Source organism: Arthrobacter tumbae, assembly GCF_016907495.1.
Lineage (GTDB): Bacteria > Actinomycetota > Actinomycetes > Actinomycetales > Micrococcaceae > Arthrobacter_D > Arthrobacter_D tumbae.
Genome location: NZ_JAFBCC010000001.1, coordinates 2,107,388 through 2,122,130 on the forward strand (window position 1 = coordinate 2,107,388; position 14,743 = coordinate 2,122,130).

The following is a 14,743-nucleotide window of genomic DNA, read 5'->3' on the forward strand; positions in this document are numbered from 1 at the left end:
ACTGACAAACGATGGAAGGACAGCCATGACTTGTCTATCCCGACCGTTGCGGGTTGGCATGGTGGGCTACGCCTTCATGGGTGCAGCGCACTCCCACGCCTGGCGCACGGCGCCGCGGTTCTTCGACCTGCCGTTGCGGCCCGAGCTGTCCGTCCTGGCGGGACGGAACGCGGGCGCCGCTGCTCAGGCCGCTGAGCGCATGGGCTGGAACGAGACGGCCACCGACGGGCGCGAGGTCATCGCGCGGGACGACATTGATCTGATCGACATCTGCACTCCCGGGGACACGCATGCCGAGATCGCCATCGCGGCGCTCGAAGCGGGAAAGCACGTGCTCTGCGAGAAGCCGCTGGCCAACTCCGTGGAGGAGGCCGAGCGCATGGTTGCTGCCGCGGAGACAGCGGCGCAACGCGGTGTCCAGGCCATGTGCGGCTACAGCTACCGCCGGACCCCGGCGCTGACACTGGCCCGGGAACTGGTGCAGGAGGGCCGGATCGGGACCATCCGCCACGTCGGCGCACAGTACCTGCAGGATTGGCTTTCGGATGAGCTCACGCCGCTGACCTGGCGCATGGATAAGGCCAAGGCCGGCTCCGGATCCCTGGGCGATATCGGTGCGCACATCATCGACGCGGCCCAGTGGGTCATCGGCTCGAATATCGCCGGCGTCTCGGCGCTGATGGAGACGTTCGTGACCGAACGGCCGGTGGGCGGCGACCTGTCGGGACTCGGCGGCAAGGGCGACGCATCGGGGGAGAAGGGGCCGGTAACGGTCGACGACGCCGCGGCCTTCACCGCCAGGTTCGACGACGGCGCGATCGGAGTCTTCGAGGCCACCCGCTTTGCGCTCGGCCGGAAGAACGCTATCCGGCTGGAAATCAACGGGTCATCCGGCTCACTTGCGTTCGACTTCGAGGACATGAACGTCCTGGAGTACTACGACGGCAGCAATAGCAGCCGCACCTCAGGCTTCCGGCGTATCCAGGTGGGCGAACCGGACCACCCGTACACCGGGAACTGGTGGCCGGTGGGGCACGGCCTCGGCTACGAGCACGGGTTTACGCATCAGGTGGTGGAACTGGTCACCGCTCTGGGCAGCGGAACCCAGCCGTCGCCGTCGTTCGCTGATGCCTCGCGGGTCCAGCGGGTGCTGGCCGCGGTGGAGCAGAGCGCAACCAACGAATCCCGCTGGCAGCGGGTCCAAAGATGACTGAGAGGGAGAACCGAATGCGACCAGTAACACTGTTCACCGGCCAGTGGGCGGATCTGCCGTTCGAGGAGGTGGCGCGGCTCGCGGGCGAGTGGGGCTTCGACGGGCTGGAAATCGCCTGCTGGGGCGACCACCTCGACCCCGAGCGCGTGGTGGAGGATAGCGCCTATCTCCGGAACCGTCTCGACATCCTTGAACGGAACAACCTGCAGGTTCATGCGATTGCCAACCACCTCACCGGGCAGGCAGTCTGCGATGACCCCATTGATGAGCGACACCGCGGCATCCTGTCCGAGCGGGTGTGGGGAGACGGGCAAGCGGAGGGGGTACGCCGTCGTGCTGCCGAAGTGCTGAAGGCGACTGCCCACGCTGCCGCCCTGCTCGGCGCCAAGACGGTCACCGGCTTCACCGGCTCCTCCATCTGGAAGTGCGTGGCCATGTTCCCGCCCGTGCCGGAGTCGATGATCAATGCCGGTTATGAGGACTTCAAGGACCGGTGGGACCCGATCCTGGACGCGTTCGACGACGCCAATGTGCGCTTTGCGCTCGAGGTCCACCCCTCGGAAATCGCCTACGACTACTGGAGTACCCGCCGGACGCTGGATGTCATGGCTGACCGGAAGAACTTCGGGCTGAACTTCGACCCCTCGCATTTCATCTGGCAGGACCTGGACCCGGTGATGTTCCTGCAGGACTTCGCGGAGCACATCTTCCACGTACATGTGAAGGAATCCGTGCGGCAGCTCAACGGCCGCAACGGACGGCTTGGATCACACCTGCCCTGGGGAGATCCGCGGCGCGGCTGGGATTTTGTCACCGCCGGGCACGGTGACGTGCAGTGGGAACCGATATTCCGGATGCTCAACTCCATCGGTTACAGCGGGCCGGTCAGCGTCGAGTGGGAAGACGCAGGCATGGACCGCCTTATCGGCGCACCCCAGGCGCTGGTGCTGGTCCGCCAGCTGGGCGGGATAGCGCCGTCGGCAGCAGCGTTCGACGCCGCATTCTCCACCGGGCGCCAAGCCTGACTTCGAGACTGCGACGAACACAAAGCCCTAAAATGCGGGGCGACTGAGAAGACAGCAAGCCCGGGTGTCTTATCTGACCAACTTTTCAACCAAGGAGTACCAACCCGACGCCAGGTGGCGGCTTCCGGGACGGTGTTCTCAACCGGTGATCTGCCCACATCCGACCAACAAACACAGCAGAGGAGTCGGCCGTTCCATGAAGAAGCTTGAACTACTGGACTGGCGAATGGGACACCTCGCGGACGGCGTCGTCAAGACCTACTTCCCCGCGAGCGTTCCTGGCAGCGTCCTGCATGACCTCACTGAGGCAAGAGTGATTGACGATCCATACGTAGGTCTCGGCGAATCGTCGGCCGGCTGGGTTGCGGAGGCCGACTTCCGTTACGAATCGGTGATTGAGGTGGAGGATGGCGATGACCGAATTGATCTCGTCGCGCATGGACTCGACACGGACGCCATCCTTCGGCTGGACGGCGTCGAGATTGGCCGCACCCGCAACCAGCACCGGACCTATCGCTTCGATCTGCGTTCCCACACTGGTGAAGGATCTCATGTGATCTCGATTGATCTGCTTTCAGCGGTTCGCAGCGCCCGCGCTTTCGAGGATCGCATAGGGCCAAAACCCCTAGTGGGCGACACGCCTCCATACAATGCTATCCGGAAGATGGCCTGCAGCTTCGGCTCGGACTGGGGCCCGCATTTGCCGACCAGTGGACTATGGAAGCCGATCGGGTTGGAGCGCTGGGACGGCGTCCGTCTCGATGAGGTCCTGCCACGTGTGCGCGTCGATGATGGACGCGGGAGGATAGACGTCTGTGCGCGATTGGAGCGGACCCGTCCGGGAGACGCGACGCTGATCGCTCATCTGTGGCACCCGGACGGATCACGATCGAGGACAGAGTCCTCCGGCTCAGGCGATGAGCTCGGTATCACCATGACGGTCGACTCCCCCAATCTGTGGTGGCCACGAGGCTACGGTAACCAGCCGCTGTACCGGCTGACCATCGAGCTGTGGAGTGACGGGGTGCAGCGTGATGAGTGGAACCGGGAGATCGGCTTCCGGACCGTCCGGGTCGACTCACGCCCTGACGATCACGGTGTTCCGTTCACATTGCAGGTCAACGGTCAGCCCATCCTGGTCAAAGGAGCCAACTGGACCCCGGATGACTTCGCGCGTCCTGTCGTGGGGGCCGACTACCCGCGCAGCATCGCTGACGCGTTGGACGCCAATATGAATTTGCTCAGGGTGTGGGGAGGCGGGATCTTCGAGTCGGACCAGTTCTACGCGCTCTGCGACCACTCCGGCATCATGGTGTGGCAGGACTTCCTTTTCTCCTGCGCGTGCTACTCCGAGTCGGAGGAGCTCGCGGCGGAAGTCGCTGCCGAGGCACGGCAGAACATCCTCCGACTGGCTCCTCATCCATCCCTCGTGCTCTGGAATGGTGGCAACGAAACCGACGAGGGGTACTACAATTGGGGCTTTCGCGACCGCATGCCGGCGGGCGCGGACTGGGGGGACGGCTACTACCGTCGGATGCTTCCCGACCTCCTCCAAGAACTGGATCCTGACCGCCCCTACATACCTTCCAGTCCCTTCTCCCCTGAAAATCCGTCGATACCCACCGATCCCAATCAGGGTACTTCCCACAGTTGGAAAGTCTGGTACAGCAGGGATTACACCGCCTACGCCGAGACCGTTCCTCGATTTATTGCCGAGTTCGGATTCCTTGGCCCGCCCGCGTATTCCACCCTCCTCCGCGCCCTCGACGGCGATCAACCGTCGCTCAACAGCCCGGCGTTGATCTCCCACCAGAAGGCGGATGACGGCTTCAACCGACTAGAACGCGGATGGACCCCGCATCTGCCTGCGCCAGAGGATTTCGACGACTGGCACTTCACCACCCAGCTCAACCAGGCACGTGCCGTTCGTTTCGGACTGCAGCACTTCCGCTCGCACTGGCCACGGACGGCAGGCGCTATCGTCTGGCAGCTGAAGGACTGTTGGCCCGGCATCGGGTACGCCGCCGTGGACGGCGATCGCCACCGCAAACCACTCTGGCACGCCATCCGCTCCATCTACGCCGACCGGGTGCTTATGCTCATCGAACGCGGCGATGCTCTTTTGCTCGTCCTCGGAAATGACACCCCGACCACATGGCGAGCGGGCGTCACTCTGAGTCGTCGCCGATTCAACGGAGCGACGTTGGCCGCTTCTGAAATAGAGGTGGAGGTCCCGCCCCGGTCCTCTCTCATGGTCCCGGTTCCGTCCGGCGTCGTCTTCGCTGATTCTGTTGCTGACGCGGTTCTCACAGCAGAGGCGCAGGGCGCCCAAAGAGCGTACTGGTACGGTGCGGAGGACATCGCCCTCGATCTTCCTGAGCACCGGTTCGATGCAAGCATCAAACATACCGTTCTGGGCTGCGAACTAACTTTGGAAGCGCACTCGTTCACAAAGGACCTGTGCCTTTTTCCCGACAGACTTGACCCAACGGCCCGCGTGAGCCAGGCACTAGTTACGCTCTTCCCCGGTGAACGGGCGATGTTTGAAATCGAGTCAGACCAGACCCTTGATTTGGCCGCACTCGTCAAGCGTCCTGTGCTGAGAACCGTCAACGATCTCGGACGGGCAGGAGAACATTCATGACAGAACATCGCATCGACTGGAACGCGGGCCGGATCCGAGTAGAACTCTCCGCTGGCCCCGACCGGCCCGTCGGAGTGCATCGTATCCGCACAGACGGCTTCGACCTGGTCTCAGGCTCCGACGCCCCTGTAGTGGAGGTTTTGACTGCTGGGCAGGGACGCGCTCGCTCCACGTCCCGGCTGAGCGAGACGCTCGTCGGGGCACGGATGCGGTACCTGTCGCATCAGGTTACCCTCGACGGCTCAGCGAATGTGCTCACTGTCCATCAAAAGGACTATGAATCCGGTCTGCGAACGGCCCTGCAATTGCGGTCGGAGGAGAACTCCGCCAGTCTGACCGCGCGGGTAACAGTGATCAACGATGGTGCGGCGCGATCGCTGATCCTAGCCATGCCCTCTCTGGTTCTCGAGCTCCGGTTCGGCGCCCAAGACAGCTCGTTTGCACCGGATACCTCATTGAGCCACGGTCGCAGCGATTGGCTCGCCGAGTCGCGCTGGACGTCCACGCCGCTGCGTTCGGCACTTGTCGACTGGTCCCGCGGCGCGCACGGGTCGAATGGGCGGGGGCAGATCTCGGTGATATCGAGTGGCTCGTGGACGACGGGAAGAAACCTCCCGGTCGCTGCAATTGAATCGGTGCGAGCTTCGACAGCCCTGATTTGGCAGATCGATCACAGCGGGCCGTGGCGCTGGGAACTCGCTGAAAACGACACGGGGCTTTCACTCGCGCTCTCGGGCCCGACGGACCTCGACCACGCATTCTCGCGTCTCCTCGAACCGGGAGCAGCGTTCACCTCTCCGACGGCAACGATCGCCATCGGCCCAACTCTTGATTCCGCCCTAGCGGAGCTTACTATCGCTCGCCGGTCGCGGCGGCGTTCTCATCCTGACGACGAAGCACCCTCGGTCGTCTACAACGACTTCATGAACACGTTGATGGGTGACCCTTCAACAGAGGCGATCTTGCCTCTGGTTGATGCCTCTGCCGCCATCGGCGCGGAGGTCTACTGTATTGACGCCGGCTGGTACGACGATGGTGACGACTGGTGGGACAAGGTAGGCCAGTGGAAACCCTCGACACGCCGCTTTCCCCAAGGAATTGAAGAGGTAACCGACGCGATCACCTCGACCGGGATGCGCGCCGGTCTTTGGTTCGAGCCGGAGGTTGTCGGAGTCAACAGCCCAGCAGCGAATACGCTGCCACCTGACGCTTTCTTCAGCCGATCGGGCATCCCCGTGCGGGAGCACGGCAGGTTTCATCTTGACTTCAGCAGCGCAGCAGCAAGGGACCACGTGTCATCCGCAATCGAGCGCCTGATCGACCAGCTAAAACTCGGCTACCTAAAGCTCGACTACAACATCGACGCCGGTGCCGGCTCAGACCTGGCAACAGCGAGCGTCGGTGAGGGGCTTCTTAACCACACAACCGGCTACCTCGCATGGCTCGACGAAATGCGCGGACGCCACCCCAATGTGATCATCGAGAACTGCGCCTCCGGTGCGATGCGGGCAGACGCCCCACTCCTGGATCGGGTCCAGGTGCAGTCGACATCCGACCAGCAGGATCCAAGACGCTACCCTCCCATCTCGGCCTCAGCACCGATGTCCATGCTTCCTGAACAGGCCGCGAGTTGGGCCTACCCACAGCCAGACATGACTGATGAGGAGATAGCGTTCACCTGCTGCACCTCGATGCTAGGCCGCATGTATCTTTCCGGCCGCATCGATCTAATGACGCCCGCACAACTTCGGATCGTCGGACAGGCAGTGACAGCACACAAAGCCATCCGCGATCGGATCCGGAGTTCGGCACCGATCTGGCCGATCGGACTCCCAGACTGGAACGACGAGTGGATCGCTCTCGGGCTGATGGATCGAGAGAAATCAAGCGCCTTATTGACGATCTGGAAGCGCGCTTCGAAAGAAGCACGGATCATCCTTCCGTTCCCACAGTTTCACGGGCACGTCCTATCCGTCACTGCGGTTTTTCCCGCAACTGGTACTTGGCGGGCGGACTGGCATCAGGACGCAGGCGTCCTAAGTATCACCAGCGACAAGAATGTTCCATTTGCTGCGCGAACCCTTCTGCTCGAAGTCCAAGAACCGTCAGCCCCACGGTCGGATGTCTGACCCCACTTTGAAAGACAGCTAGCTTCAGAACTTGAAAAGACAGGGAACCTGCCCGAGCGTAGTGTGCGGCATCGAGTCCTCAGGGTCGTCACTAATTTCGTTCAGCTCTACAGCAAGCCCGGGTAGCGGCGAAACGTTGCCTTCAATCCCGCTCCAATAGGAGTGGGGACCGCGCACGTCACCTCACACCGTTCGCAACCGCCGTGTGATTACATCCCAGATTGGCGTGTGATGATGCAAGCTTTGGATACTCTTGGCTGGTAGAACGTTTCCAGCCTCCAGCAGGAGTACCTCCTTTGGCAACCGCATCGAGTGTTCGATCAAGTGAGCAGACACGTAGTTTAATCCTTGACGCGATTCGTGCCTCTGGCCGAATTAGCCGAGTCGAACTGGCGAAGAAATCTGGTCTAACTGAAGCGACTATTTCCACTGTCGTGCGGCGCGTCATAGCCGAGGGCCTGATAATCGAAACGGGTTTTAGCGAGTCTACCGGCGGCAAGCGTAGGACGCTGCTGGAGATCAACAGTTCTGCGCGTCATGCGCTCGGTGTTTCGTTGGATCGCGAACGTCTCGTGCTGGTTGCTGCGGATTTGTCAGGGAAAGTAGTTGGAAGCGCAGAGACGTCGGGTACCGGTGACACTTATCCCGGGACGGTCATCAAGTTGATCGCATCACGCGCGGCTGAGTTGCTCAAGGAAGTAAACATTGACCCGGTCACCGTCGTCGGCATCGGTGTGGCGAGTCCTGGACCTCTGGATACTCGTACGGGAGCGTTACGGGGGCACCGGCCCTCCTCAGCTTGGCGGGATTACCCATTAGAGGAGCGACTTGAGGTGCAGAGCGGCTTTCCCGTAGTGCTTGATAACGATGCGACGTGTGCAGCATTGGGTGAGTATTGGACAAACAATGTGCTGGTGACTTCTCCTGTGTCAGCAACTGTCTATATGGCGGACGGCATTGGTTGCGGCATTCTGGTGGATGGTCGGATCTATCACGGGTCATCATCAAATGCGGGTGAAGTCGGGCATATCACTCTCGATATCGCCGGTCCCAAGTGCCATTGCGGGTCTCGTGGTTGCGTGGAATTGTACGCAGCTCCAGCTGCCGTAGCCGCGCGGGCACTCGCGAATGAAAATTTGACACGTGAATTGGGACTTACGCCGAAAGTCTCATCCAGCAGAGAAAACTTCGACAGGATCGCGAAGGGCGCTGTCCAGGGAAGCACGGCGGCACACGCCCTGATCACACAAGCAGCCGCATACCTCGCCGAAGGAATAGTGTCGCTCAGCAACGTTCTCGATCTGGACGAAGTACACCTGTCGGGGCCCGGCTTTTCGATCGCCGGAGAAATCTTCACCGACGTCATCCAAGGCCGCTTGAACGAGGGAACCTTCATGCGTTCGGTCCACCCGGTCCACACAAAGCTGTCGACTATCGGTGACCAATCAGCCGCTGTCGGAGCGGCCGCACTGGTTCTTCAACATCAAGTCACTCCGCATTTAGCGGCCCGCTCGAGGCGAACCCCCGGCAATATCCAGCTGGTCGCTGCCGGTCACGTCGGATAGTAATCTAGTCGGAACACTTCCTTAAGTTAATTAAGTTAGATACCCTTGGAAGACTCCGTTGTGCATTCGCCCGGGGACTCCACTATCAATCAGTTCAATGGAGAACAGCATGCGTTCACCCAGCTTACGGGCGGCTAGAACAGCCGCAGCTGCAGTAACAGCACTCGCTTTAGGCATCACCGGTCCCGGTGTTGCCTCGGCTGCTCCTGACATACCAGGCGCTCCTGTGATTGACATCGTCGACACCGATGCCAGCTATTCAACCAACTCCCTGTATCAGTACCTGATGGAGCAACAGGGGCAGGGCGTTCTCTTCGGTCATCAGCACACCACAGACAACGGCATCACCTTCTCCGAAGCGAATGGTGTCAATTCCGACGTCCTGGCCGCGACGGGGGAGTACCCCGGAATTTTCGGATGGGATACGTTGATCCTCGAGGGCCTTGAGCGTCCGGGCACCGGCAGTCTCGCCAACGGAGAGGAAAACGCCCGCAAGTGGGCGGAGGGGATGATCAACGCCCACGAACTCGGCGGCATCAACACGATCAGCGCGCACATGAAAAACTTCGTCACCGATAGAGACTTCACCGACACATCGGGCCGGGTAGTCTCACAGATCCTGCCGGGCGGCCCTCAGAACACGGAGTTCAACGAGTACCTCGACCTGATCGCGCTGACAGCCGATCTCACAGTGGACAGCAACGGTGATCCCATCCCCTTGATCTTCCGACCCTTCCACGAGAACACGGGGTCGTGGTTCTGGTGGGGCGCCGCGCACGCCACAGCCGGCGAGTATAAAGAAATCTTCCGGTACACCGTGGAGTACCTGCGTGACACCAAAGGGGTCTCCAATCTGCTCTACGCTTTCTCTCCCAACGGCTCCTTCGGAGGCGACGCCGAGCGGTATCTTGCGACCTACCCAGGGGACGACTGGGTGGATGTCCTTGGTTATGACTCCTACGATTACGATAATTCGCTTGCCGATTCCGACGCATACATCGAATCGGTGAGGGTGGATCTCGGGATGGTCACCGATCTAGCTGCTGAGCGGCGAAAAATTCCGGCATTTACGGAGTTTGGACGAAACGGAGAGCGCACAATCAAGCCGAGCGGTAACAAGAGCCTCAGCTTCTACACCGACCTCTTCACCGCGATTAAGAATGATCCGAAAGCCAAGCGAATCACCTACATGCAAACGTGGTCGAACTGGGGCCTTGACCAGTTCTATGTCCCCTACCCGGCGTATGACGGCAACCCTGAGCATGAGATGTATGAGGACTTCCTCGAGTTCTACAACGATCCGTACAGCGTCTTCGCCGCCGGAGTAAACGGAGTCTATGACAACGACGCCAACGCTGAACCTGCCGCTCCAACGGTGCGGATCGTCAGTCCCGCCGACGGAGTCCGTGTCACTGAACCTGCCACGACGGTGCGAGTCAAAGCCACCGTTGCGGAACCGGACCGTGTGTACTTCACAGTCGCGGGCGATCCGACAGAGTACGAATTGACACTTGACGCCGACGGCTACTACTCCGCGGAATGGATCATCGGCGAAGAAAACCTGACGAACAAGTCGAGCACTCTGAATATCTTCGCCGTCTACGACGGCCAGCCCTCGGTGCAAACGGCGTCCTCAGTCATCCTCGGGGAACCCACTGAATTGCCAGTTGGCGTCGTTGACGATTTCGAGACCTACAGCGACGACGCCGCACTGCGCTCCGCTTATGCCTACAACAACGCGACGGCCGAGGACATCTCGCTCACCAGCGAGTTCAAGGGCTCAGGAGATTACGGTGTGCAGTTCGCCTACGACTTCACCGCCAGGTCCTACGGCGGTTTCGGCAAGGTATTCCAAGGCGCACAGGATTGGTCGGCCTTCAATCAGATCAACGTCTGGCTGGATCCTGACGGCGGTAACCAGAAGCTGGTTCTACAGGTGAACACGGCCAACGGACAGAGTTTCGAAGCATATCCGTCCTTGGCTGGAACGGAGCCCACAGAACTCGCTATCGACATTCTGGATTTCCGTGCAAAGAGCGACCCAAACAGGTCCTTGGCGCGCGAAGACCTCACTGGAGTGACCGAGTTCTGGGTTTACATCAACCAGGTCGGAGAGCCGTCCGCGAGCAGCGTTGTCCTCGATGACATCCGAGCTGTCAGTGGCGACGCTGAGCCCACGCTGCCCGCGGACCCCGGGATAGATCCGGGGGAGCCGGCGGAGCCAGGTGTTGTCGATACCTTCGAGGGTTACACTGACGAGGCAGGACTGCGTGCCGCCTGGAGTCGGGCAGGCGCGGGTAACCTCATGCTGTCAGCCGAGAATAAGGTAGCCGGTGAATTTGGAGCAGGGTTCCCTTACAGCGGCGGATTCACTGATTTCCAGAAAGCCATCAACGCGGACTGGTCATCGTTCGATCAGTTGAGCTTCTGGGTACAGCCTGACGGTTCAGAACAGAAGATCGTCCTGCAACTGGTCGCCGATGGAAACTACTATGATGCGGTTCCAGTTGTCACGGGCTCCGAGGCGGCCGAGGTTTCGATTCCTTTCTCCGAATTCACGCCCGCCCCCTTCCAGGGACGAGACCCAGCGCTGCGCCCGAGCCCGGAGGAACTCGTTAACGTCGAGCAGTTGGTGATGTTCATCGAGTCGACCGGGACCAGTACCGGGACCACAGGCGTCTACTACTTCGATAACATCAGGGCGTCGAACGCGCCGGTTGTGGACGACGACGTAGACCTGCGTGTCAACGCGAAATCACAGGACATCGACGGAACTGTACACGTCGCGGTGCACGCGGTGAATGAGGAGGATGTGCCGGTCGATATACGTCTGGTAACGGACTTCGGTAATAAGAAATTTTCGAAAGTCCAACCAGGGGAAGCGGTCTACAACCTCTTCGATACTGGTTCGGCCGAAATTCCAGCAGGAAGCGCCACCGCAAATGGCTATAAGTGGGTCGACGGGCAGGGCTACTACACCTCCCATGTCGCCGCCTACGAGGCTCTGACGCTTCCCGAAGGCGAGCCCGAAGGTCTCACCTACGAGGCTAAGAAGCGAGACCTCAAAGCTAATAATCGAGGAGGCATCGACGGCCTGGAACGCAGGCCCATGGTTCGAGGCCAGCAGACTACACTTACGGCTTCTGGCTTCGCACCGGGTGAGTGGGTCTGGGGGAGCGTTGTCACCCGCGGTGTTGACCTCGGCTTCGTGCGTGCGGACGAGAATGGCGCAATAGAGTTGGCCTTCATCGTACCCAATTATCTCCGAAACGGATCGAACCAGCTAGCCATGACCGGACAAGACGGCGGACGCATCCTGTGGGAGAAGTTCGTTGTCAAACCGGAAAGAGGAAAACGCTAACTGGTGCGCTCCACCGAGATCGACGGTAAATGAAAGGCAGCTCCGGACACAACGTCCAGGGCTGCCTTTCGATGTCACGACGAAATTGCCCCAACGTGAAGTACTGCAGAGCTCCATCCGTTCCCAAGGGCAGCGGCAGCATTATCGGGCCAATGTTCGATTCCGAACATGACGTCGATAAGGTGCAGGTGCCAGACCGCAGGCCCGTGAGATCAGCGAGATCGCCTTAACTCATCGGCGAAGCGGTAGTCGCTGGCGCGCCCAAAAAACGGACTATCTCGGGTGAGGCGCTCAGATCGTACGGGTAACAGAGCACTGAAAGGACCGCGAGGAACGTCTGCTGAGGTTTGAGTGCCTTGAAGAGTAGGGCAGCTGTCACGATCGAGAGGATACTCACTGCATGCGCCCGCCAGATCGTATCAACGTGGTCCCGTGCGCGGTATGGCAGACGGGCGGCGCCGTCCTCGTTGTGGGCGGCCATCCGCATGCTTACGAGAAACGCAAGGGACTCGTCCGGCCTTCTGCACGCCCAGGCAAAATAGGGGCTGCGACAAGTGGACCGTTACACCACGTTGAATCGAGGATCCAATAAGTGGTCGCCCGCTGATCCTCCGGTAATGCAGGTGATAGAGGAGGTGGGCTTCATCGCCTGGGACGAAACTTGATGGAGGCCAGGCGGCACTGGGACTGTAGCCCTAGTGCCGCCTCCTGCCAGCAGGCTAGTACACGGAAGCTTTACGGGAGGTGTTGTTGATCCCGGCTGGATGATAGAGCAACTGCTGCCCCCACCAGGTCAACTGGGCCGGGTCAAAGTTGCGGACAATGTCGAGCGTCTCGTCGCCGCCACTGTTACCGGAGTACGACCATCCGATGTAGCCGACGCCGCGTTCCTGGGCAGCGGTCATGATCGCTCCCTCATTGACGTTCTGGCCGCCTTGTTCATGCCCAAACTCGCCTATGACGATCGGCCACTTGTTCCAGCGAATAAAGTGATCAAGATACTCTGCGATCTTGCCTGCATCCTGGTAAACCCCATACATGTGCACCGAAAGCATGGTATTTCGAAGCGGGTCGGCTTGCAGGACAAGGCCGCCATCCTCCTTCATCGTGTTAGTCCAGTCTTGCCCCCAATTGGGTGCGTCGACCATCAGCGTGTGAGTGAAACCGGCGGCCCGCATTGCCTTTACGGCAGAGACCGAATCCTTGGTCCAGTTGTAAACCTTATTACTGCCCTGATTTCCATACGCTTCGTTACCGATGTTGATAATCACGTACCGTTCTTGCCCTTTGAGAATGCCGACCATACTCTTCCAGTAGTCGACGGCGCGGGAAAGGGTCGCCGCGCCAGCTGGGGCGTTTCCGTCGGTGTCGCCATATCCTGTGGTGTCGTGTACTTCCAGCACGCACACAAGCTTGTGTGTTTTGCACTGATTCACCGCTTGCTGCACCTGTGTCGTTGTGGTCCGGTTGAACACGTCCCCATTCGAGAGGACTACCCGGATGGTGTTCGCGCCGAGGTTCGAGATTTCTTCGAAAGCTCCGGTTTCCCAAGGGAACCATGCATGTGGGTGATTGATTCCACGCATCACGAACTCCGCACCGTTCGCGTCGTATAACCGGCCGTTGCTGATGTAGAAACCGGATGCCGCGTTCGCTGGAACGGGCAAGCCTATGAGGAGGAAAAGGCTAACAACTACTAGGGTGATACCTCTTCGGAATGGTTGCACCGCAGGACTCCTTCGTCTATGAAGAGTGAGACATGAAATACATCTCATTCCTTAATTAACTTACGGAAGTTAGCCGGAAGATCAAGAGCTGAGCCTACTATTCGATAGGACGCTCCAATCTGGGCTGGGCTGTCGTCCCCCGCTGAATGATCGTCACCCTCGGTGCTTGGATTTCTACAGCCGGAGCTCCAGCTATAGCTTCCAGGACCGCGGCGCCCGCCAGTTCACCTATCGCAAGCACATCATGACTCATTGCCGACAGCGGAGGTTCCGAGAGCTCGCACAGTGCCGAATCATCCCAAGCCAGCAGAGAGAGGTCCTTGGGAATGTTTAGTCCCGACTCCTGTGCAGCTCTCAATCCTCCAAGGGTCATAAGATCATTGTCGAAGATGATGGCAGTGGGTGCGGATTCACCGATCAAGGCAGCAGTCCCGCGGTATCCAGCTTCCTCCGAATAATCCCCGGAACACGAACTGTATTGCATCCCGAGTTCCTCGCAACTGTGTCGCAGGGACTCCTCGCGGATCCGCGAATGAGCCATTTCCGGCGGCCCGCCAACATGCCCCAGACATCGGTGGCCTAAGCCTTGAAGTAGGTTTACCGCGTCCCGCATTGCGGCATCGTCCTCAGTCCAAATGGAGGTCAACTTATCAGCTGATGCAGGATCGCTAATTGCCACCGCTGGCAGGCCCAGTTCTCGCACCTTCCGCAGCCGCATGTCATCTGGTAAAAGATCCACAAGAATCACGGCGTCGACATGTCCTTCGATCCTCCACCGTTCGTAGGTCCGAAGCTCAGCGTCCATATCAGGCAGTATTTGCAGCAGCACCGAATAGTTAGAAGAGCGCATCGCCACCTCAAGCCCGGCTATGAACTCATGGTAAAAAGGTTCGGCGCGGAGAATTTCGGATGTGCGCCTCAGCGACAATCCGATTGACTTGCTCCTTGTGACATCACGATCATGTGGGTCAGATTTTGTGTGCAACGATGCTCCAGGGGTCTTGAAGGCCGAGGACGAGCCACAAAAGGGGGCACTTGGGCGCTCACCCACATAATCGCATATAAGCTACCTGAACATT

General features: G+C 59.9%; 8 protein-coding genes. 6 read left to right on the top strand and 2 right to left on the bottom strand.

The annotated features are described in order from the left end of the window. Window positions 1-25 precede the first annotated feature (25 nt). From JOD47_RS10220 to JOD47_RS10245, 6 genes are all read left to right on the top strand, one after another. Window positions 26-1,210: a Gfo/Idh/MocA family protein gene (locus tag JOD47_RS10220; protein ID WP_204534036.1), complete on the top strand. Its 1,185-nt coding sequence runs from the start codon at window positions 26-28 to the stop codon at window positions 1,208-1,210. A 17-nt stretch (window positions 1,211-1,227) separates the two neighbouring features. Next, window positions 1,228-2,238 carry a sugar phosphate isomerase/epimerase family protein gene (locus JOD47_RS10225; RefSeq protein ID WP_204534038.1) on the top strand — a complete coding sequence of 337 codons (1,011 nt, stop codon included), beginning with the start codon at window positions 1,228-1,230 and terminating at the stop codon, window positions 2,236-2,238. A gap of 196 nt (window positions 2,239-2,434) precedes the next feature. Then, window positions 2,435-4,882 (top strand): glycoside hydrolase family 2 protein, encoded by a 2,448-nt coding sequence (locus JOD47_RS10230; RefSeq protein ID WP_204534040.1) that lies wholly within the window; start codon window positions 2,435-2,437, stop codon window positions 4,880-4,882. Next, window positions 4,879-7,011 (top strand): glycoside hydrolase family 36 protein, encoded by a 2,133-nt coding sequence (locus JOD47_RS10235; protein ID WP_204534042.1) that lies wholly within the window; start codon window positions 4,879-4,881, stop codon window positions 7,009-7,011. The genes JOD47_RS10230 and JOD47_RS10235 overlap by 4 nt, the downstream gene beginning before the upstream one ends. 296 nt (window positions 7,012-7,307) lie before the next feature. Next, on the top strand, window positions 7,308-8,576 hold the full coding sequence (locus JOD47_RS10240; protein ID WP_204534044.1) for an ROK family transcriptional regulator: 1,269 nt from the start codon (window positions 7,308-7,310) through the stop codon (window positions 8,574-8,576). Between the two features lie 109 nt (window positions 8,577-8,685). After that, window positions 8,686-11,937, top strand: coding sequence for a glycosyl hydrolase (locus JOD47_RS10245; protein WP_204534045.1), 3,252 nt, complete (start codon window positions 8,686-8,688; stop codon window positions 11,935-11,937). A 719-nt stretch (window positions 11,938-12,656) separates the two neighbouring features. On the opposite strand, the gene JOD47_RS10250 is transcribed toward JOD47_RS10245, so the two are convergent. Next, a complete protein-coding gene (locus JOD47_RS10250) occupies window positions 12,657-13,664 on the bottom strand; it encodes a cellulase family glycosylhydrolase (RefSeq protein WP_204534046.1) in 1,008 nt (335 codons plus the stop codon). A gap of 97 nt (window positions 13,665-13,761) precedes the next feature. Beyond that, the gene (locus tag JOD47_RS10255) at window positions 13,762-14,649 is read right to left on the bottom strand and encodes a LacI family DNA-binding transcriptional regulator (RefSeq protein ID WP_204534047.1); all 888 of its coding nucleotides are present in this window, start codon (window positions 14,647-14,649) and stop codon (window positions 13,762-13,764) included. Between the last annotated feature and the right edge of the window lie 94 nt (window positions 14,650-14,743).

Coding starts and splice junctions, on each gene's coding strand:
- JOD47_RS10220 (WP_204534036.1), top strand. CDS start 26: ATGACTTGTCTATCCCGACCGTTGCGGGTTGGCATGGTGGGCTACGCC.
- JOD47_RS10225 (WP_204534038.1), top strand. CDS start 1,228: ATGCGACCAGTAACACTGTTCACCGGCCAGTGGGCGGATCTGCCGTTC.
- JOD47_RS10230 (WP_204534040.1), top strand. CDS start 2,435: ATGAAGAAGCTTGAACTACTGGACTGGCGAATGGGACACCTCGCGGAC.
- JOD47_RS10235 (WP_204534042.1), top strand. CDS start 4,879: ATGACAGAACATCGCATCGACTGGAACGCGGGCCGGATCCGAGTAGAA.
- JOD47_RS10245 (WP_204534045.1), top strand. CDS start 8,686: ATGCGTTCACCCAGCTTACGGGCGGCTAGAACAGCCGCAGCTGCAGTA.